Source organism: Aurantibacter sp. UH7 (assembly GCF_056839165.1).
On record NZ_CM166388.1, the window covers coordinates 634,256 to 653,688 of the forward strand.

Consider the following 19,433-nt stretch of genomic DNA (forward strand, 5'->3'; position numbering starts at 1 on the left):
TGATATTAAGTATTGATATCTTATGTTAAAAAATAGGGGTTAAAAGAACAAAAAAATAATAACTTTGCGTAAACTAAATAATTTGAATGCAGAAAGGTAAAGCTAGCGCAGACGAGTTGATTGCTGTGATACTACAAGGCGTAGAAGAGGTAAAAGGCCAAGACATAAGGTTATTAGACCTCAGAGAATTAGAAAACACAGTTTGTGACTACTTTGTAATTTGCAATGGTACTTCAAATACACATGTGAATGCTATAGTTGGATCCGTACAAAAAACAGTGAGCAAGGCTATCAAAGATAAACCTTGGCATGTTGAAGGCAGTGAAAATGCCGAATGGATTTTAATGGATTATGTAAACGTAGTAGTTCATGTCTTCCAGAAACACATTAGAGAATATTATGACATTGAAGGTCTTTGGGGCGATGCGAAGGTAACCGCATTGGAAGGCAGTATTAAATAGGTAAAAAAAAATAATGGCAAAAGATAATAATTCGAATCCGAAAAAACCGAAATTTAGCTCATGGTGGATCTATGGCTTAATTGCAATATTACTTATTGGGTTTCAGATTCTAAATAGTGGTAATTTCTCAGGCACTCGCACAACAACTACTTCTGAGCTTCAGGAATATTTAAGAAATGGTGATATTGAAAAAATCACGATCATCACAAACACGAATCAAGCTAAGGTATTCTTAACAGAAGAAGCATTACAAAAAGATGTACACAAAGACGTACATGACAAACCTTTCTCTTTAGGTACAGCTGTGGTTCCACAATACGTTCTAGATTATGGTGATTTACAGATTTTTCAAAACGAAATAACTGAAATCAAAAAAGAAAACAGTTTAGATACTATTGTTGAATTTGATAAAGAATCTAGTTACTTAATTGATTTATTAGTAGGTATTTTACCTTTTATATTAATTATTGGTATATGGATTTACCTCATGCGCCGCATGTCTGGCGGTGGCGGTGGTGGAGCCGGTGGTCAGATATTCAATATTGGTAAATCAAAAGCGAAACTTTTTGATGAAAAAACTGATACTAGAACTTCATTTAAAGATGTTGCCGGATTAGAAGGTGCTAAAGAAGAAGTTGAAGAAATAGTAGAGTTTTTAAGAAACCCAGATAAGTATACTTCATTAGGAGGTAAAATTCCTAAGGGTGCATTACTTGTTGGCCCTCCAGGAACAGGTAAAACACTTTTAGCTAAAGCTGTTGCAGGTGAAGCAAAGGTTCCTTTTTTCTCTTTATCAGGTTCAGATTTCGTTGAAATGTTTGTTGGTGTAGGTGCTTCACGTGTGCGTGACTTATTTAAGCAAGCAAAAGATAAATCTCCGGCCATCATTTTTATTGATGAAATTGATGCTATCGGTAGAGCTCGTGGTAAAAACAATTTTACTGGATCAAATGATGAACGTGAAAATACGCTGAATCAATTACTAACCGAGATGGATGGTTTTGGTACAAATACGAATGTTATTGTACTAGCTGCTACAAACCGTGCAGATGTTTTAGACAAAGCATTAATGCGTGCAGGTAGATTTGACAGACAAATTTATGTAGACTTACCAGACATTCGTGAGCGTAAAGAAATTTTCGAAGTACACTTAAGACCTATAAAAACTGCAGAAACACTTGATTTAGATTTCCTAGCACGTCAGACTCCAGGTTTCTCCGGTGCTGATATTGCAAATGTTTGTAATGAAGCTGCATTAATTGCTGCTAGAAAAGAACGTAAAGCGGTTACTAAACAAGACTTTTTAGACGCTGTAGATCGTATTGTTGGTGGTTTAGAAAAGAAGAATAAAATTATCACTCCTGGTGAAAAGAAAACTATAGCTTACCATGAAGCAGGCCATGCAACTGTTAGTTGGATGTTAGAACATGCTGCACCATTAGTAAAAGTTACTATTGTACCAAGAGGACAATCTTTAGGAGCCGCGTGGTATTTACCTGAAGAGCGACTAATAGTTAGACCAGAACAGATGTTAGACGAAATGTGTGCGACAATGGGTGGTAGAGCAGCAGAAAAGGTTATTTTCAACCAAATCTCTACCGGAGCTTTAAGTGACCTTGAAAAGGTAACAAAACAAGCCCGCGCAATGGTTACAGTCTACGGGCTTAACGAAGAAATTGGAAATATAACATATTACGATTCTTCAGGTCAAGATTCATTTGGGTATTCTAAACCATATAGTGAAGACACTGCTCGAAAAATAGACGCTGAAATTTCTAAAATAATTGAAGAACAATATCAAAGAGCTATTCAAGTATTACATGATAATGAAGACAAGCTAACTATTCTTGCAGAACGTCTATTGGAGAAAGAAGTTATCTTTAAAGAAGATCTTGAAAAAATATTTGGTAAGCGTCCATTTGCAAAAGAAGAAATGGAAGATCCTTTGGCTGAGGATATTAGTGCAAAAAAAGAAAATGAAGTTGCTGATCAGTCGAAAACTGAAGAGTAAGGAAACGAAAAAAAATAATTACATTTATATTTCAAGTATAAACTAACCAAAAATACCAATTGAAATTTTAAAACATCAATGGGGCTGTTTGATAAATTGTTTGGGGGAGGAAAAAAGGTTTCAAGAGAAACTGCACAAACTAGGGGTGCTCATATGCCCGACCTAAATATACCTGTTGATGAAAAGTTTACAATACATTTCAAAAAAAATGGTGGTAAGTTTTTGTATTGCGATTCTTTAAAAGAAATTTCACAAGCTTTAACAAACATTGTAAGTGAAAACAATTGGCAAAGTGCACCATTCTTAGTCTTAGATGATCGCCTTTCGAAAAAATTTTCTAAAGAAAATATTAATTACACCGATAAAACTGGTAAAAGCGAAATATTCTTTACCACTTGCGAACATTTAATTGCACAAGATGGTTCTATATTAGTTTGTTCTAACCAACTTTTAGAAAACAAATTAATTGATTTACCAGATAATGTAATTGTTTTTGCAACTACTAGTCAACTTGTAGAAACAATTGGTGGGGGATTAAAAATGATTAAGAAAAAATATGGTCGGAGCATTCCAACCAATATTACTACATTAAAACATTTTCAAGCAAACGAAGAAAACGATCACGATTTTCTAACTTACGGTAGTTCTTCTAAAAATTTATATCTTTTACTTCTGGAAGATTTATAATATGAAGGAAATTCTTCGTCGGTCCATTACTGGGGTCATATATATTGTTCTTTTATTATCTGCAGTTTTTTTAAGCTCCGATGCTTTTGATTTCCTGTTCATGATATTTGGGCTAGCATGTATTTATGAATACAAACGTCTTGTCGGCCTAAAAGGGTATTATATTTTCCTTGCTTATCTTGTGCTTTGGTGGATATTTATTTATCTCGTTAAAGAGGAAAACAAAGTGCCTATTAACATTTTAATGTTTACTACGATTGCTGTAAATATTGGCATGCTAATATACTTGTTTACCAAAAAAGAAAAAATTTTCACAACAACCGAAAAGTTCATCGCTGGTTTATTCTATATAGGTGGAGGATGTATTTTTTTAACCATGATTCCATATAAAAATAATGAATTTGCGAAATATTTAATTATTGGCATATTCATTTTAATATGGGTTAACGACAGTTTTGCATATCTTGTTGGGAGAACTTTTGGTAGAACAAAGCTTTTCCCCAGAGTATCACCAAAAAAAACATGGGAAGGCACTATAGGCGGGATGGTATTCGCTATAGCTACGGCATATTTTATGGCTCGTGTAGAACCAATAGTAAATCCAATGCAATGGGTTACACTTGCTTTAGTAATAGTTATCTTTGGAAGCTTAGGAGATTTAGTAGAATCGAAGCTAAAACGTTCTGCTGGTGTTAAAGACAGTGGAGCAATAATGCCCGGTCATGGAGGAATGCTAGACCGATTAGACAGTTTAATTTTTGCGGCACCTTTTGCCTATTTAACTTTAAATATTTTTGCAAATGTTTCATAAAGAGGGACAAAAAATTATTTTACTCACCTTTTTTCTGGTTGCAGCAACCGTATTGCTAGCTCAATATTATATTGGTATTCCATGGCTTAAAATTGCACTACAGGTAGCAGCTTTAATTGTTTTGATTCTAATATTACAATTCTTTAGAAACCCAAATAGAAATGTCATTAAAAATTTTGATGACATTTTATCACCAGTTGACGGCAAAGTAGTTGTAATTGAAGAAGTAGAAGAAACTGAATATTTTAATGATAGACGTCGCCAAGTATCAATCTTTATGTCACCTACAAATGTCCACGTAACTCGCTACCCTGCTAGTGGTTCTATTAAGTATTCCAAATACCATCCTGGCAAATACTTAGTAGCTTGGCACCCAAAATCTAGCACTGAAAATGAGCGAACAACAGTAGTTATAAATACACCAAAATTTGGAGACATTTTATACAGACAGATTGCAGGTGCATTGGCTCGACGCATAGTAAATTATGCAGAAGAAGGACAAAATGCGCAGCAAGGAGATGATGCCGGTTTTATTAAATTCGGTTCAAGAGTAGATTTGTTCTTACCTTTAGATTGTGCAGTTACTGTAAAGTTAGACCAAAAGGTCATAGGTGCGAAAACCTGTATTGCTACTACATTATCAAAGGATGACAAAGAAGAACTTACATACTAATTTCACAGAAGCTGTAGAACTAGCTAATGACTATACTGGTTCGTTGCCACCCGATTTAATGCTTAAGTTATATGCTTATTTTAAAATAGCTACCAATAACTCAGAATATCCGAATGGCAAAACACCATTAATTAATGCATTTAAAATTAACGCACTAATTCAAGCAAAGAAGATGACCAGAGAAGATGCAATGAAAGAATATATCTCTTTAGTTAAGAAAGAATTAAAAGCCTGAAGCACTAGAAATTTAGTCTTTTACCAACTTAATTTCTTACTCATACAAATCATTTAGATCAGCTTCACATAATTCTACCATAAAGCCCGCTAATTTTTCTGAAATAGCATTGAAAAATTTTTCGCCTTTTTCAATTGTTGCCTTATGTGGATTTCCCACACCTGTATCTGCGCTTATTTCCGACCATTTTCTTTCGGCCCACACCCAGCCCTCTGAAAATGATTTTATTTTATATTTTTTGGATGCTCCATCTCCCCATTTATCTTTAGGTAAAATAAGATCTGGTCGTAAATAAAGCATAAGACTTGTTTCCATTTCATCTGCATGATCACCTTTTTCTTCGAAATACAAATCCTTGTCTAACATCTGTGGAAAAAAACAAAAGCTGATAAACATTTTAGGAAACTTAAGTCCTAATTCGCGTACTATGGGCTTAAAATTATTACCTCCATGACCATTAAAAATAAGTAGCTTATAAATACCCTGTCTATTCAACACCTCCACAATATCGGTTAAGATAGCCAACTGTGTACTTGGATTTAAATTAATATCCAAATAAATATCTGATTGCCCAGTATTAACTCCGAAAGGCAAAGTTGGCAATACCATTACCTTCGAACCTTGTACCCAAGCTCGTTTAGCAGATTCAGCCGTTAAATAATCTGCTTGAAAATTGTCAGTAGCATAGGGTAGATGATAATTATGTGCTTCTGTAGCTCCCCAAGGCAATACAGCTAATTCCACTTTAGCATCTTTCAACGCCTCCCAATTTGTTTCAGCTAGAATATATGGTCTCATTTTAAGTCTTTATACAAACTTAATAATCGGTGATGAGAAAGTATTAAAAATTATTATTATTTAGCAATAAGAAGCATCAAAGACAGTTTAAAATCGAGAAATAATCCGCTCCCCTATTCAGTCCAGAATAAATATGCAAAAGCTATTTTTCGCTCATATTAAATGAGGTTGATACAACTCTAGTTTTAGATAGCGAATCGTGCCAACCAATTGGATCAGTGCCAAAAAAAGACAGAAATTCAAATGGAATAAACCTACAAATGGTACGTAAAAAGACAGTACCTATATTAGGTTTTTGGCCAGTTTCTGTTACAACTTTAGTTTTTGTAATTACCTTACCAATAGACTGCCCCGAGATTCCTTCCAAAAGCGTATAATAAATAGTGCTTGCAATAAAACCTATCGCATATTCTAAAAGTTTATTATTTCCTTCAAAAATAGATAACGATTCTGGAGATACTAAAGCCAAAATAACCCCTAAGAAAAAACTAAACACCATTATAAATAACATGGTAGAGATAAAGTCGATTAGGTAATTCACAAATCTCTGTCCCCTTGTCGCCAATTGTGTATCAATTCCATATGCTGTTGAATTTATAGATAATCTAGCCTTTAAGCTACTATCTTCACGATACGACTCACAACTACTATCAAAGTCAGCAGTTTGTCCATTTAAGCTACAGATTATACCTAAATTCAAATCCTTCTCCTGATTTACACATACTTTACAGAATTGTAATTGCGCTTGGCGTGTCATACTCCTTTGGTTTTAACAGTGGTTTTGTTAAAACGCCACCAATAGAAGTATCATATAATTATTCGACCAAAGGAACTAGAAATAGCTTCTATTACTCTAAGCTGCCATATTAGGCTCCATAGATTTTTCGAAATATGTAAAATAAATACTAGCAAATATGGTAAGTATTAAGTATAGAGCTACTATTTTACTTCCAAATGGGAGGAAATTATCCAGTCCGAACCAATCTCCTAAAAATATGATTATTACCAAACCAGCAATCCCCCTAAAAACTTCTATCCAAACAGCAAAAATGGCTCCATCCATAAGGCTTGTATAGCCATAAACCCCAAGAAACAGAAGTGTACTAAATATAAATAAATTTGCAAATTCAATATTGGAAAAGTTGTAAAACATAAAAAGTAATAATAACAAAGTACAGACTAGTTGAAAAATAACATATACTTTCAAAGCTAAAGAAGCGGGCGTTTGATAACGTTTGAAATTATATACATCTTCAATTATTTCAATAGGATGTTTAGCTACTAAATCACTTGGTCTCCAACCAGTTGGCATAAACCAAATACGCAATTTATCCCAATAACTTTTGGTATGCCATGCGTCTTTAATCAAACGAAATAAATGTTGAAAATTAATTAAAACTGGATTCCAAGTACTAGCCGGTTTCAACACCCCATATTGCGGAGGCACATTCTCTAATTCTTTCTGAAAAGTCCCAAACCAACGATCCCAAACACATAGTATCTGTCCTAGGTTTTTATCAATATATTCTGGATTTATTGCATGATGAACCCTATGCTGAGATGGTGTCACAATTATATACTCTAACCATCCCATTTTATTAATATGTCTCGTGTGATACCAAAATTGAGCAAAAAGATGAATTGGTGCTAATATTAATATTACCTCATTGGGTACACCAAAAATTGCTGCAGGAATAAGGAAAAGAGCAAAATAACCCAAAAGGTTGGAGATTGGTTGTCGTAAGGCACAGGCAAGATTGAATTCTTCACTACTATGATGAATTACATGTTGATTCCAAAAAAAATTTACTTTATGGCTAAGTCTATGATTCCAATAACCTGCAAAATCAATAACTACGAAAGCAATTAACCAAACTAGCCATGTAGCTTTTAAATCGAAAATAGCCAAATGCTCCAATAAAAATGGATATGAAACTAAAACCAACCCTAAACCCAGCGTATCTTTTAAAATATTAGTAAATCCTGAGCTTAAGCTAGAGACCGTGTCGAAAACTTTATATTTCTGATCTTTTACAACATAACCATAAGCTATTTCAACAATCAGCAATATGGTAAAAAAAGGAATGGCATAAAGTAATGCCGTGGCATAAGTTTCCATTTATAGGTAATCTTATTCAATTAATTAAACGGACCAACCATAATATGGGCTCTAAAAGTACCTGGATCCATTAGCCAAGGCATTCCTTTTTCATGAGGTTTACTTGGTAATCCAGTGGATTGCACTGTTGCAAATGGCGTATAAATAACATATCTGTATTGAGCATCTGATAGCTCTCCTGTTTGTTTATTGTAGTTATCATCGCTCCCGTAATAAACATACAACATACTCGGAACAATGGGCATTTGCCATTTTCCTGAGGCAACCTCAGCTCCTTGAATTTCGCGCTTCTCTTTGGTGTTTTTCCCTTCAGCTGTTAATTCTCGGCCCCTTTTCATAAAAGGCTCTAACGCTACTGAATAACAAGAAACACTTATTCCTTCTTTAGAAGGATCATCAGCTATACAAACTAAATTGTTTGAACCTTCTCGTAATACAACTAATTCTCCATCGGGATTATACCCATAAACCATGGCCTGAGCTTTATCAGCTTCTGGCGCCGGTAACAGAGCAGTTTTTATTTGAATTTCCGATGGCAGAATGTCAGGTTTAATTTCTTGCGCAAAAGTGTTTACAGCAAATAGTACTACAAATAATCTGAATAACTTTTTCATTTTGAAAGGTTTCTTTAAAGATAGAAAACAATCTTTTAATCTTCAAGTCAGTTTTCAACTACCTGAGTTTTAAAATTAGAAGCCATCAACTCTATTACCGATATAACAACAACTATAATCAACTCCAACAAGAAATAACCTATGGCCCATGGTGTTAACGCTTCAAAATGAATAAACAATAGGGTTATTGTTAAACAACAGTACAACAAATTTGCAACACCAATTATTCGTAAAAATGGACGCCATTTAAACTTCAAGAAATAAAATGAACAAAAAGAATAAACCGCAAAAAAGCATGGAATCACTGCTAAAATATAGAGCGTATTAATTGACAAGCCTATGTAATTCTTAAGCTCAACTAATACAAAACCCAGAAAAAAAGCAGAAATCACCGCACCAAGAGCATCTATTAAAAATAGTTGCTTTGGATGTGCTATTAAATTTTTTAGCCATAAACGAACAGCATTCATATTTTAAATATAAATACAACCAGTGCTAGAGCAAAAGAATAGATTAAGAAATACTCGCCAAACTCTTTTCTAATGTTTCAATTTTAGCTTCAGCATCTGCTGCTTTTTTCTTTTCAATGGCCACAACCTGTTCTGGTGCATTATTTACAAAACGCTCGTTTGAAAGTTTCTTTTGGACTGATTGCAAAAAGCCTTTGGTGTATTTTAATTCTTCTTGAATTTTCTGAATCTCAGCTTCCACATCAATTGCTCCACCTACAGGTATAAAATACTCATTACTTTTCACCCTAAAAGTTAGTGCACCGTCTACAGCTTCATTAACATAAGCAATAGCAGCAGTATTTGTTAATTTACAAATAACAGCATCCCATTCATCTGAGGTTTTTTCTTCATTTAAAACAGAAACTTCAAGAGCTTCTTTCATTGGAATATTCTTCTCTTTACGAATGTTTCTAATACCAGAGACAACCTCAGCAGCAAATTCAAAATCTCTTATCAATTCATTATCAACTGATGTAATTGTTGGCCATTCGGAAACTATTAATGCTTCTTCAAGGGTTCGTTTCGCTATATGCTGCCAAATCTCTTCTGTTAGAAATGGCATAAATGGATGCAATAATTTTAAATTCTGTTCTAAAATTTTAATTACCGCATTATAAGTTACTTTATCTATTGGTTGTTGGTAAGCTGGTTTTACAATTTCCAAAAGCCAAGAACTATAATCATCCCAAACTAATTTATAAGTTGCCATTAAGGCATCTGATATTCTAAATTTGCTAAAATGATCTTCAATTTCAACCAAAGTTTGTTGGAACTTGGCATTATACCATTTGATTCCCAATTTAGCAGATTTTGGCTGTGGAATATCAGCTACCTCCCACCCCTCAACCAATCGGAAACCATTCCAAATTTTATTTGAAAAGTTTTTACCCTGTTGACACAAATCTTCATCAAACATTAAATCATTTCCTGCAGCAGAACTTAACAGTAGACCTACACGAACACCATCTGCTCCGTAATCTTCTATCAATTTTAATGCATCAGGAGAATTCCCTAATGATTTAGACATTTTTCTACGCTGCTTATCGCGAACAATACCTGTAAAATAGACGTTCTTAAAAGGTCGTTCATCTCTATATTCATAACCAGAAATAATCATACGAGCTACCCAAAAGAAAATAATATCTGGTGCTGTTACTAAATCACTGGTAGGATAATAGTAATTAATATCTTTATTATCAGGCTCCAAAATTCCGTTAAAAACAGTCATAGGCCATAACCAAGAAGAAAACCAAGTATCTACCACATCTTCATCTTGTCGCAGGTTGTCTGCAACTAATGTTTTATTCCCAGATTTATCTTTTGCCAATTTTAAAGCATCTTCAATATTCTCTGCAACAACAAAATCATTTTGTCCATCGCCATAGAAGTATGCAGGAATTCTTTGTCCCCACCACAATTGACGTGAAATATTCCAATCACGAACATTCGTCATCCAATGACGATACATATTCTCAAATTTCTTTGGAAAAAACTGAATATCATCAGAATCTAAAACCCCTTTAATTGCAGGTTTTACCAAATCGTCCATCTTCAAGAACCATTGATCTGATAATCTAGGTTCAATAACCGCCTTTGTGCGTTCAGAAGTACCAACTTTATTAATATAGTTTTCGGTTTTAACTAAGTCACCCTTTTCCTCTAGCTCCTTAGAAATAGCCTTACGTACTACAAATCTATCTTGCCCTTCGTAATGTAGTCCGAAAGAATTTAAAGTGGCATCTGCATTGAAAATATCTATGGTCTCCAGGTTATGCTTTTCCCCTAAAACCTTATCATTCATATCATGAGCTGGTGTAACCTTCAAACACCCAGTTCCAAACTCTACATCAACATATTCATCTTCAATAATAGGAATTACTCTATTAGATATGGGCACAATAACGTTCTTGCCTTTTAAATGCTTAAAACGTTCATCATTGGGGTTAATACAAATAGCTGTATCACCTAAAATAGTTTCCGGACGTGTAGTAGCTATTATTACACGCTCATCAGAACCTTCAATCTTATAGGATATATAATAAAGTAACCCTTGCTTCTCTTCATAGATAACTTCTTCATCAGATAGTGTAGTTTGTGCCTCAGGATCCCAATTAACCATACGATAGCCTCTGTATATCAACCCCTTATCAAACAAATCTATAAATACTTTTATGACAGATTTTGACATATTGTCATCCATGGTAAACGCAGTACGGTCCCAATCACAAGAACAACCTAATTTTTTTAATTGTTCTAATATAACACCACCATATTCATTCTTCCACTCCCAAGCATGTTTTAAAAAATCATCTCTTGTAATGTCAGCTTTATTAATACCTTGCTCTTTTAAACGAGCAACTACCTTAGCTTCGGTAGCAATAGAAGCATGGTCTGTACCAGGCACCCAACAGGCATTTTTACCCATAAGACGCGCCCTACGGGTTAAAACATCTTGTAGTGTATTATTAAGCATGTGCCCCATATGAAGCACACCGGTAACATTTGGTGGAGGAATAACAATTGTGAATGGTTCACGATCATCTGGCTCTGAATGAAAATACCCATTTTGCATCCAATATTCGTACCAACGGTTCTCTACCTGATTTGGGATATATTTTGACGGAATTTCCATTTTTTGGAACGGTTATTGGTTAATGAAATACGGCGTTAAAAAAAACCCGTTGTCAATGATATGTTAAAATATCAGATTATGCGGGCAATTGGCCGAAATATAAATACGAAACAAAAATAAGTAACGTTAGTATATAACAAAAGAATTTTGGACGTTCATCGCAAAAGATTTACATTTGAAATTCACCCAAAACTGAATAATGATGAAAAAAATAGTACTTGTATTATTTGTAGGCCTAATGGGATTAACCCTTACGGCTCAAGAGGCTAAGGCCAAAATAGATTTTAAATCCGAAACAGTTGATTACGGTGAAATCGCTAAAGGAGCTGATGGAGTTCGAATTTTCGAATTTACAAACACAGGTAACGCACCTTTAATTATTAGTAAAGTAAGTTCTAGTTGTGGTTGTACTATTCCTAAAAAACCAGAAGATCCGATTTTACCAGGTAAAACAGGCGAAATTCAAGTAAAATATGATACAAATAGGGTTGGTCCAATCCGAAAGGCTATTACAGTTATTTCGAATGCTGATACACCAACCAAAGTATTAAAAATTAAAGGAGAGATTAAAGCTCCAGCTGGAAAATAAATTATAATTTTTCAAAATATAAAAAAGCCCCAACCAATGGTTGGGGCTTTTTACATTATAATATACTTTAAGGCATTGGTTGAAACATTTTTTTAAGTGTAAAAGAAAATTGTAAGTCTTTATTAGAACGCTGAATCATAACACGAACTTTCTTTCCCTCTTGTTTATCGAGCATATACATTACATCTTGTAACTTATAATGATGAATTTTTTTTCCATCTACCGCAAGAACAACATCACCTTCACGCAAACCAGCATCATGTGCCGGACTACCAGCCCGTATACCAGACACCACAATTTCAGGAACCAGGCTCACTTTTGTTCTATTTTCAAGTACTATTTCAACATTGCCAAATTTACGTTCTTCAATATTCACCACACCCTTATTATCAGCTAAACTTTCAGCCACGTAACGTAAGCCATTGTGCTGCAAAGTAATTCCACTCAAATTATAATGAAATGGTGTTTTAAAATATTTATTTTTTCTCAATGATATTTTCTGATTCGGAAAATCAAAAACAATATTAAAGCGCTTTAATACTTCACCGCCTAGACTTCCATTACGATTACCCAAGTTGCTAATAGAATTATAAGATTCTTTGTCTGGAAAAGCTGTTTTAGCATCATTTAGCTCAAATGAGCCCAAATTAATTTTATTCACTTTGGTTCGTTTACCAAAAATGCTACCGTTTAAACCTTCTCCTAAAAAGTCATCATAGTGTTTCTCTGGAACATCAATGAGGTCATCTCTAAAAAGCCATACCGCATCACTACTACCCGTATCTATTAACAATCGAACAGGTAAATCACTTTTATCATTTAACGTAATCTGACCCTCAACATAGGCTTTACTATTTCTTATAGATAAAGGTAGGACCTCAATTTTCTTGCTTTTTTTATACTTATATCCTTCAGGAGAATAGAATTTTATTGTTTTTGAAAAGTAATTAATATCTACCACAAAATCCTTAAACAAATCATACCCAATTATGCCGTGAACAGGTATGCCTAAATTTGGAGAAAAGTTTAAATCACTATCTAAAATAATAAACAACTGTTGATTATTATTTTCAATAGCATTTAATTTAAAAGAATTCCTCTTTGAACTAAGAGCCTTTATGGGCTCTCCCTCACCCAAGCCTCGAATGGTTATTTCTGAAACATTATTTAAATGAACCGGGTCATGATCGTTTAAATTAAATAGAATTGGCTTTCTAACTCCTGTATCTAAAATAAAGGATAGTTTAGCGCCGTTAACTTCAATAGGTAAAACAATTAAGTTATTAATAAGCTGAAATTTTATCTTTTGATACTTTTGACCATAGGGCAATTTAAATGACTGCGAAGTACCAAAGAGTGGCGCGCAAAGAGCAAAAATCAAAATAAATATAGATAAACGTTTCATTATCAAAGCACTTACACTCTTAAAGATAGTTAATAATTAACAGGTAGGCATTGTTAATTAACATATTTTCATTTCACGAATAACACTGAAGTTTATTGCTTTCCACCATTTGATTCCCCATTTTTGTTATAAATTATTAGATAATGCCATCAATATCAAAAAAAGGGCTTTCCATGCCTCAATCACCGATTCGTAAATTGGTTCCTTTTGCAGAGGAAGCAAAAAAAAAGGGGATAAATGTATTACACCTTAATATTGGTCAACCCGATATTAAAACACCTCAAATAGCTTTGGATGCGGTAAAAAACAATACAATAGAAGTATTGGCATATAGCAGAACAGAAGGTTCCGAAACGTACAGAACAAAGATTGCGGCATATTATGCAAAAAACGACATACATATTAATGCCGATGATATTATTGTTACTACTGGTGGTTCAGAAGCGTTATCATTTACGATAGGAAGCATTGCTGATACAGATGATGAAATAATCATTCCCGAGCCTTTTTATGCCAATTACAATGGTTTTTCAACTGCACTAGGTGTTAAAGTGGTGCCTATTAGTTCTAGTCTAGAAGATAATTTTGCTTTACCTCCAATTGAAGATTTTGAAAAGCTAATTACAACAAAAACGAAGGCGATTTTAATCTGTAATCCTGGTAATCCGACAGGATATTTATACACTAAAGAAGAAATTAAAAAATTAGCCCTATTGGTTAAAAAACATGATATCTTCTTAATTGCTGATGAAGTATACCGTGAGTTCACTTACGACGGCGTTGAGCATTATTCCATATTACAAGAAGAAGGATTGGACAACAATGCAATAGTAATCGACTCAGTTTCTAAACGATACAGTATGTGTGGTGCTAGAATAGGTTGCTTAGTTACAAGAAATAAAGAAGTGATAAAAACTGCTATAAAATTTGCTCAAGCTCGCCTATCACCACCAACATATGCCCAAATAGCTGCCGAAGCTGCTTTAGAAACACCACAAAAATATTTTGATGATGTAATTAGTGAATACGTTGTTAGACGAGATGTACTAATTGAAGAACTTGAAAAAATTGAAGGTGTAAAAGTTGCTCGACCAAAAGGTGCTTTTTATTGTATTGCAGAATTACCAATTACAGATGCAGATGATTTTGCCCAATGGTTATTGGAAGATTTTAGAGTAAATAATGAAACAGTTATGGTCGCACCTGCTGGCGGTTTCTATGCAACTCCAGGATTAGGAAAAAACCAGATTAGAATCGCTTATGTACTTGAAAAGGAAAGTTTAAAAAGAGCTGTCAACATACTAAAGGAAGCCCTAAAGAGTTATATTAGTTAATGAAGATTCTACAAGATATATCTCTTAAACAGTACAATACTTTTGGTATTAATTCTAATGCCAAATACTTTTTAGAAATAAACTCTGAAAAAGATCTTAGAAAAGCACTTAAGTTAAAAGAGTATCCGGAGAAATTTATTATTAGTGGCGGCAGTAATATGTTAATAACAGGCCCTATCGATGCTCTTGTATTGCATATTAATATTAAAGGCATTTCTCTTATAGCCGAAAATGACAATAATGTCCTTATAAAAGCTGCGGCCGGCGAAAATTGGCATGAACTAGTATTATGGACATTAAAGCATAATTATGGTGGTCTCGAAAACATGTCTCTAATACCAGGAAATGCAGGTACTGCCCCTATTCAAAATATAGGCGCTTATGGCGTTGAATTAAAAGATAATTTTGTGAGCTGTGAAGCCATGAACGTTGACACTCAGGAAATTGAAACATTTTCGAAGTCAGATTGTAAATTTGGTTATCGCGATTCATTCTTTAAAAATGAAGGAAAGGGAAAATATATAATTACCGCTATAACTCTTAGTCTAACTACAAAAAATCATCAATTAAATACTTCTTACGGAGCTATTGAAAATGAGTTAGAAAGTAATAAGGTTACGGATCCGACCCCAACAGACATATCCAATGCTGTTATTACCATAAGACAGAGCAAATTACCTGACCCAAAAGTATTAGGGAATAGTGGTAGTTTTTTTAAAAATCCAGTGATTTCTAAATATGAATTTGGTATCTTTTCAGAAGCGCATCCAGAAGCACCATTTTATAAGGTTTCTAATGAAACATATAAAATTCCTGCCGGTTGGCTAATTGAGCAATGTGGATATAAGGGGAAAAGGTTTGGAGATGCGGGAGTGCACAAAAATCAGGCTTTAGTTTTAGTAAACTATGATAATGCAACTGGAAAAGAAATACTAGAATTGGCATTTCGAATAATTTCTGATGTAAAAAGGAAATTTGGAATCAGCATATCGCCAGAAGTTAATATAATAAAATAACCCTTAAACATTAATGTTTAAGGGTTATACCAAACCAAACTAACCAAAAACTAAATGTACAATTACCAGTTGCACATTTATCTAATTAAATTTTTGAGAAACGCTACTATAACAATCAATTTTATAAATTAGCGTTTAACTATATACGGAATGAACTATGGATTTAGATGCTTAAACAAAAACTTTTTTTAAGCCCCATTTGCGATTTATGAGCACACTACTTGAAAAACATATCGTAGAACTACTACAAGACCGAGATGAGAAAGCAATTTCTCTGCTATATGAGCATTATGGCGATACCTTATTCGGGGTTGCCAATAAGGTTGTTCGGAATGAAGAACTTGCTCAAGACGTTTTACAAGAGAGTTTTGTTAAAATCTGGAAAAAATCAGATTCTTATGACTCTTCAAAAGCTAAGCTTTTCACTTGGTTATTTAGAATTACCAGGAACACTGCAATTGATAAACTTAGAAGCGTAAACACAAAATCTGATAAAGAAGTCCAAATTGATGTTTCAGACGTATATAATTTGGGTGTTAATAGTATACGACCCGAGTTTATTGACGTTCGAGAGAATTTAGAAAAGATTGAAGAAAAGTACCAAATCGTTTTAGAGGCACTTTTTTTTCAAGGTATGACACAACAAGAAGCTAGTGATGAACTAGATATACCGTTGGGAACCATTAAATCTAGATTAAAAATTGGACTGAGAGAACTTCGGAAAATTTATGTGACAATACTATTATTATCCTTAGTTATAAATATTGACGAACTAATAAGTGTAATCTAATAAATTAGAAGGTTTAAAACCAGCTAATATTGCAGATTCTACCTGTTTAAATACAGAATTGACTGAACAAACAAAACAAATTTAACAGATGAAAGATAAAATTAAAATATTCTTAGACTCTGATTTACTCGAAAAGTACCTTTTAGGCACTACGAACAATCAAGAAGCACTTCAAGTAGAGCGCTATATCGCTATGTACCCTGAAGTAAGAGACACATACAACGAACTTCAAGACAATCTTGAAGCATATGCGAACCTACATGCTATAAAAACTCCTGAAGGATTAAAAGAAAATATTGTAGCATTAATAAAAGCAGAAAATGCTGGTCGTAGAAATTATTTCAAATATGGTATAGCCGCAAGTATTGCTGTATTAATATTCGCCGGTTCTTCATATTTCTTTTGGGATCAAAACCAAAGTTTACAAGAAGAAAATACTATTGTAAGTAATAAGATTAAAGATTTAGAAGAAAACATGCGCGAACAATTAGAAGATGTTCGTAATCAGTTTATCGTACTTCAAAATCCGCAGACTAAAAAGTACACTGTGAAAGGCAATAAGAAGGCTAAAGAGTTGAAAGCTGTAGCTTATGTAAACCCTGTTAAAAAGCTTTCATACATCAATGTAAGTAATCTTCCGAAATTACCTGAAGATCAATGCTTTCAAATGTGGACAGAAGTGAATGGAAAATTGGTGAATCTTGGTATTATCAAACAAGCCACTAATCAAGAAAAATTGCTAGCTATGCCCTATAGTGACCATGCTGTAGGCTATATTACTATAGAGCCACAAGGCGGCAATGACACACCAACAGTAGAAAATATTGTTGCAAATATTGACTACTAATATTTAGAATACAAAACTTTATGTTAAGCCCTGTTATCTTTGATAATGGGGCTTATTTTTTTATATCTTTGTAGCATGAAATTAATACTTTTAACAATTGGCCTTTTGGCACTTGCGGTTTCAGGTATCGCAATTAAAATATGGGCCAAAAAAGATGGAAAATTCGCGGGCACTTGCGCTAGTCAAAGTCCTTTTTTAAACAAAGATGGAGAAGCTTGTGGCATGTGTGGCAAAATGCCAGATGAACAAGATTGTCAAATGGAATCTGCGAATTAATATTTTAAGTCAGGTTAATAGCTGACAATTATAAACTCACTTTTTTCATTTTCCTATTGGATAAAATAAATCTTCAGGAAACCATAAAAAACGCTAAATCTGGAAGCCAGATAGCGTATAGTAAATTACTACACCATTTTTGGAATGACGTTTACGGCTTTCAATTGATTCGTACTGAAAACGAAAACGACGCTGAAGACATTACAGTTCAGACATTTTCCAAGGCTTTTGATAAAATCGACACATTTAATGACGATTATAAATTTAAAACTTGGTTAATTACTATTTCCAAAAATATTCATATTGATTTAATTCGCAAGAGAAAGCGAACTATTCTTGAAACAGCTAGTAGTAATGATGCTATTAAGAAGGTTTTAGATGATGCACCTTCAGCGGAGGATCAATTAATTACTGATCAAAATTTAGCCACTTTACTACAGCATATAAAAAAACTGAAACCACATTATCAAGAAGTAATAAATCTTAGATACTTTAATGAACTCAGCTATGCTGATATAGCAAAAGAGCTTAATGAGCCTATGAACAATGTAAAAGTTAAATTATTACGGGCAAAAAAACTCTTAGCCGAATCTTTAAAACGCAAGTAACTATAGCGTTTTAAACCATTACTATCATCTACAATAACGATATTAGATCTTATCACGTTAAAACTACAATAGCGGTATTAGTACTGCTTATTGAAATCGTATATTTGTAGTTCCATTTAAATGGCCAAAATAATGAGTACAGATACCGCAGAAAGCATACAACCACCAAAAGGCAAACCGAAATGGCTCCGTGTTAAATTACCAACTGGTAAAAAATACACTCAGCTTCGTGGCTTAGTTGAAAAATACGATTTAAATACCATATGCACCTCTGGTAGTTGTCCGAATATGGGCGAATGCTGGGGAGAAGGGACTGCAACATTTATGATTCTAGGTAACGTCTGTACTAGGTCTTGCGGCTTTTGTGGTGTACAAACGGGTAGACCAGAGAATGTAGATTGGTCAGAACCTGAGAAGGTAGCACGCTCCATAAAAATAATGAGCATTAAACATGCAGTTATAACTTCAGTCGATAGAGATGACTTAAAGGATATGGGGTCTATTATTTGGGAAGAAACTGTTAAGGCCATTCGAAGAATGAATCCTGAAACGACACTTGAGACTTTAATTCCTGATTTTCAAGGAATCGAACGTCATTTAGATCGTATTATTGATGTAGCGCCAGAAGTGGTATCTCACAACATGGAAACAGTAAAAAGGTTGACACGAGAAGTACGAATTCAAGCTAAATACGAACGTAGTTTAGAAGTTTTAAGATATCTACGCGCAAATGGCGCAAAAAGAACTAAATCAGGCATTATGTTAGGTTTGGGCGAGCAAGAAGATGAAGTAATTCAAACCTTAAAAGATTTACGCGAAGCAAATGTTGATGTGGTAACTATTGGACAATACCTTCAACCTTCTAAGAAACACCTTCCGGTAAAACAATTTATTCTACCTGAGCAATTCAAAAAATACGAAGAAATTGGATTAGAACTGGGTTTCAGACACGTAGAAAGCGGCGCATTGGTTCGGTCATCTTATAAAGCTCACAAGCATATCAATTAGATATTAG

The 19,433-nt window shown here is 33.9% G+C and carries 21 protein-coding genes; 14 read left to right on the forward strand and 7 right to left on the reverse strand.

Annotation, left to right across the window (positions count from 1 at the left end):
- Nucleotides 1-86: 86 nt before the first annotated feature.
- The 6 genes from rsfS (at nt 87) to UH7x_RS02740 (ending at nt 4,878) form a co-directional block, all read left to right on the forward strand.
- Nucleotides 87-461: a ribosome silencing factor gene (gene rsfS / locus UH7x_RS02715; protein WP_482362182.1), complete on the forward strand. Its 375-nt coding sequence runs from the start codon at nt 87-89 to the stop codon at nt 459-461.
- A gap of 13 nt (nt 462-474) precedes the next feature.
- Nucleotides 475-2,472, forward strand: a complete 1,998-nt coding sequence (gene ftsH, locus UH7x_RS02720; protein ID WP_482362183.1) for an ATP-dependent zinc metalloprotease FtsH — start codon at nt 475-477, stop codon at nt 2,470-2,472.
- A gap of 78 nt (nt 2,473-2,550) precedes the next feature.
- Entirely contained in the window at nt 2,551-3,159 is a 609-nt protein-coding gene (locus UH7x_RS02725; RefSeq protein WP_482362184.1) for an LUD domain-containing protein, read from the forward strand.
- 1 nt (nt 3,160) lies between these two features.
- Nucleotides 3,161-3,970, forward strand: a complete 810-nt coding sequence (locus tag UH7x_RS02730; protein WP_482362185.1) for a phosphatidate cytidylyltransferase — start codon at nt 3,161-3,163, stop codon at nt 3,968-3,970.
- A complete protein-coding gene (locus tag UH7x_RS02735) occupies nt 3,960-4,643 on the forward strand; it encodes a phosphatidylserine decarboxylase family protein (protein WP_482362186.1) in 684 nt (227 codons plus the stop codon). The genes UH7x_RS02730 and UH7x_RS02735 overlap by 11 nt, the downstream gene beginning before the upstream one ends.
- Nucleotides 4,618-4,878: an acyl-CoA-binding protein gene (locus tag UH7x_RS02740; RefSeq protein ID WP_482362187.1), complete on the forward strand. Its 261-nt coding sequence runs from the start codon at nt 4,618-4,620 to the stop codon at nt 4,876-4,878. Before UH7x_RS02735 ends, UH7x_RS02740 begins: the two co-directional genes overlap by 26 nt.
- Nucleotides 4,879-4,914: 36 nt before the next feature.
- On the opposite strand, the gene UH7x_RS02745 is transcribed toward UH7x_RS02740, so the two are convergent.
- The 6 genes from UH7x_RS02745 to UH7x_RS02770 all read right to left on the reverse strand — a co-directional run bounded on the left by UH7x_RS02745 (nt 4,915) and on the right by UH7x_RS02770 (nt 11,553).
- A complete protein-coding gene (locus UH7x_RS02745) occupies nt 4,915-5,676 on the reverse strand; it encodes a creatininase family protein (RefSeq protein ID WP_482362188.1) in 762 nt (253 codons plus the stop codon).
- Between the two features lie 142 nt (nt 5,677-5,818).
- Nucleotides 5,819-6,433, reverse strand: coding sequence for an RDD family protein (locus tag UH7x_RS02750; protein WP_482362189.1), 615 nt, complete (start codon nt 6,431-6,433; stop codon nt 5,819-5,821).
- 96 nt (nt 6,434-6,529) lie between these two features.
- Nucleotides 6,530-7,795 carry a sterol desaturase family protein gene (locus UH7x_RS02755; RefSeq protein WP_482362190.1) on the reverse strand — a complete coding sequence of 422 codons (1,266 nt, stop codon included), beginning with the start codon at nt 7,793-7,795 and terminating at the stop codon, nt 6,530-6,532.
- 20 nt (nt 7,796-7,815) lie between these two features.
- Complete coding sequence (locus UH7x_RS02760) at nt 7,816-8,409, reverse strand: hypothetical protein (protein WP_482362191.1); 594 nt, start codon at nt 8,407-8,409, stop codon at nt 7,816-7,818.
- Between the two features lie 47 nt (nt 8,410-8,456).
- Nucleotides 8,457-8,879, reverse strand: coding sequence for a hypothetical protein (locus tag UH7x_RS02765; protein WP_482362192.1), 423 nt, complete (start codon nt 8,877-8,879; stop codon nt 8,457-8,459).
- A 43-nt stretch (nt 8,880-8,922) separates the two neighbouring features.
- Complete coding sequence (locus UH7x_RS02770) at nt 8,923-11,553, reverse strand: valine--tRNA ligase (RefSeq protein WP_482362193.1); 2,631 nt, start codon at nt 11,551-11,553, stop codon at nt 8,923-8,925.
- A gap of 199 nt (nt 11,554-11,752) precedes the next feature.
- Between UH7x_RS02770 and UH7x_RS02775 the strand changes: the two genes are divergently transcribed.
- Nucleotides 11,753-12,142 (forward strand): DUF1573 domain-containing protein, encoded by a 390-nt coding sequence (locus UH7x_RS02775; RefSeq protein WP_482362194.1) that lies wholly within the window; start codon nt 11,753-11,755, stop codon nt 12,140-12,142.
- Between the two features lie 67 nt (nt 12,143-12,209).
- On the opposite strand, the gene UH7x_RS02780 is transcribed toward UH7x_RS02775, so the two are convergent.
- Nucleotides 12,210-13,547 (reverse strand): aspartyl protease family protein, encoded by a 1,338-nt coding sequence (locus UH7x_RS02780; RefSeq protein ID WP_482362195.1) that lies wholly within the window; start codon nt 13,545-13,547, stop codon nt 12,210-12,212.
- A 143-nt stretch (nt 13,548-13,690) separates the two neighbouring features.
- Here UH7x_RS02780 and UH7x_RS02785 point away from each other — a divergent pair, with 143 nt between their 5' ends.
- From UH7x_RS02785 to lipA, 7 genes are all read left to right on the forward strand, one after another.
- Nucleotides 13,691-14,881: a pyridoxal phosphate-dependent aminotransferase gene (locus UH7x_RS02785; RefSeq protein ID WP_482362196.1), complete on the forward strand. Its 1,191-nt coding sequence runs from the start codon at nt 13,691-13,693 to the stop codon at nt 14,879-14,881.
- Nucleotides 14,881-15,897 (forward strand): UDP-N-acetylmuramate dehydrogenase, encoded by a 1,017-nt coding sequence (gene murB, locus UH7x_RS02790; RefSeq protein WP_482362197.1) that lies wholly within the window; start codon nt 14,881-14,883, stop codon nt 15,895-15,897. Before UH7x_RS02785 ends, murB begins: the two co-directional genes overlap by 1 nt.
- A 208-nt stretch (nt 15,898-16,105) precedes the next feature.
- Nucleotides 16,106-16,687 carry an RNA polymerase sigma factor gene (locus UH7x_RS02795; protein WP_482362198.1) on the forward strand — a complete coding sequence of 194 codons (582 nt, stop codon included), beginning with the start codon at nt 16,106-16,108 and terminating at the stop codon, nt 16,685-16,687.
- Nucleotides 16,688-16,775: 88 nt separating this feature from the next.
- Complete coding sequence (locus tag UH7x_RS02800; RefSeq protein WP_482362199.1) at nt 16,776-17,534, forward strand: anti-sigma factor domain-containing protein; 759 nt, start codon at nt 16,776-16,778, stop codon at nt 17,532-17,534.
- Between the two features lie 75 nt (nt 17,535-17,609).
- A complete protein-coding gene (locus UH7x_RS02805; protein ID WP_482362200.1) occupies nt 17,610-17,810 on the forward strand; it encodes a membrane or secreted protein in 201 nt (66 codons plus the stop codon).
- 65 nt (nt 17,811-17,875) lie between these two features.
- On the forward strand, nt 17,876-18,418 hold the full coding sequence (locus UH7x_RS02810) for an RNA polymerase sigma factor (protein WP_482363570.1): 543 nt from the start codon (nt 17,876-17,878) through the stop codon (nt 18,416-18,418).
- A 132-nt stretch (nt 18,419-18,550) separates the two neighbouring features.
- A complete protein-coding gene (lipA, locus tag UH7x_RS02815) occupies nt 18,551-19,426 on the forward strand; it encodes a lipoyl synthase (RefSeq protein ID WP_482362201.1) in 876 nt (291 codons plus the stop codon).
- Nucleotides 19,427-19,433: the final 7 nt, after the last annotated feature.

Excerpts from the sequence above, each read along its gene's own strand:
- rsfS (WP_482362182.1), top strand. The coding sequence starts at position 87 with ATGCAGAAAGGTAAAGCTAGCGCAGACGAGTTGATTGCTGTGATACTA.
- ftsH (WP_482362183.1), top strand. The coding sequence starts at position 475 with ATGGCAAAAGATAATAATTCGAATCCGAAAAAACCGAAATTTAGCTCA.
- UH7x_RS02725 (WP_482362184.1), top strand. The coding sequence starts at position 2,551 with ATGGGGCTGTTTGATAAATTGTTTGGGGGAGGAAAAAAGGTTTCAAGA.
- UH7x_RS02730 (WP_482362185.1), top strand. The coding sequence starts at position 3,161 with ATGAAGGAAATTCTTCGTCGGTCCATTACTGGGGTCATATATATTGTT.
- UH7x_RS02735 (WP_482362186.1), top strand. The coding sequence starts at position 3,960 with ATGTTTCATAAAGAGGGACAAAAAATTATTTTACTCACCTTTTTTCTG.
- UH7x_RS02740 (WP_482362187.1), top strand. The coding sequence starts at position 4,618 with ATGACAAAGAAGAACTTACATACTAATTTCACAGAAGCTGTAGAACTA.
- UH7x_RS02745 (WP_482362188.1), bottom strand. The coding sequence starts at position 5,676 with ATGAGACCATATATTCTAGCTGAAACAAATTGGGAGGCGTTGAAAGAT.
- UH7x_RS02750 (WP_482362189.1), bottom strand. The coding sequence starts at position 6,433 with ATGACACGCCAAGCGCAATTACAATTCTGTAAAGTATGTGTAAATCAG.
- UH7x_RS02755 (WP_482362190.1), bottom strand. The coding sequence starts at position 7,795 with ATGGAAACTTATGCCACGGCATTACTTTATGCCATTCCTTTTTTTACC.
- UH7x_RS02760 (WP_482362191.1), bottom strand. The coding sequence starts at position 8,409 with ATGAAAAAGTTATTCAGATTATTTGTAGTACTATTTGCTGTAAACACT.
- UH7x_RS02765 (WP_482362192.1), bottom strand. The coding sequence starts at position 8,879 with ATGAATGCTGTTCGTTTATGGCTAAAAAATTTAATAGCACATCCAAAG.
- UH7x_RS02770 (WP_482362193.1), bottom strand. The coding sequence starts at position 11,553 with ATGGAAATTCCGTCAAAATATATCCCAAATCAGGTAGAGAACCGTTGG.
- UH7x_RS02775 (WP_482362194.1), top strand. The coding sequence starts at position 11,753 with ATGATGAAAAAAATAGTACTTGTATTATTTGTAGGCCTAATGGGATTA.
- UH7x_RS02780 (WP_482362195.1), bottom strand. The coding sequence starts at position 13,547 with ATGAAACGTTTATCTATATTTATTTTGATTTTTGCTCTTTGCGCGCCA.
- UH7x_RS02785 (WP_482362196.1), top strand. The coding sequence starts at position 13,691 with ATGCCATCAATATCAAAAAAAGGGCTTTCCATGCCTCAATCACCGATT.
- murB (WP_482362197.1), top strand. The coding sequence starts at position 14,881 with ATGAAGATTCTACAAGATATATCTCTTAAACAGTACAATACTTTTGGT.
- UH7x_RS02795 (WP_482362198.1), top strand. The coding sequence starts at position 16,106 with ATGAGCACACTACTTGAAAAACATATCGTAGAACTACTACAAGACCGA.
- UH7x_RS02800 (WP_482362199.1), top strand. The coding sequence starts at position 16,776 with ATGAAAGATAAAATTAAAATATTCTTAGACTCTGATTTACTCGAAAAG.
- UH7x_RS02805 (WP_482362200.1), top strand. The coding sequence starts at position 17,610 with ATGAAATTAATACTTTTAACAATTGGCCTTTTGGCACTTGCGGTTTCA.
- lipA (WP_482362201.1), top strand. The coding sequence starts at position 18,551 with ATGAGTACAGATACCGCAGAAAGCATACAACCACCAAAAGGCAAACCG.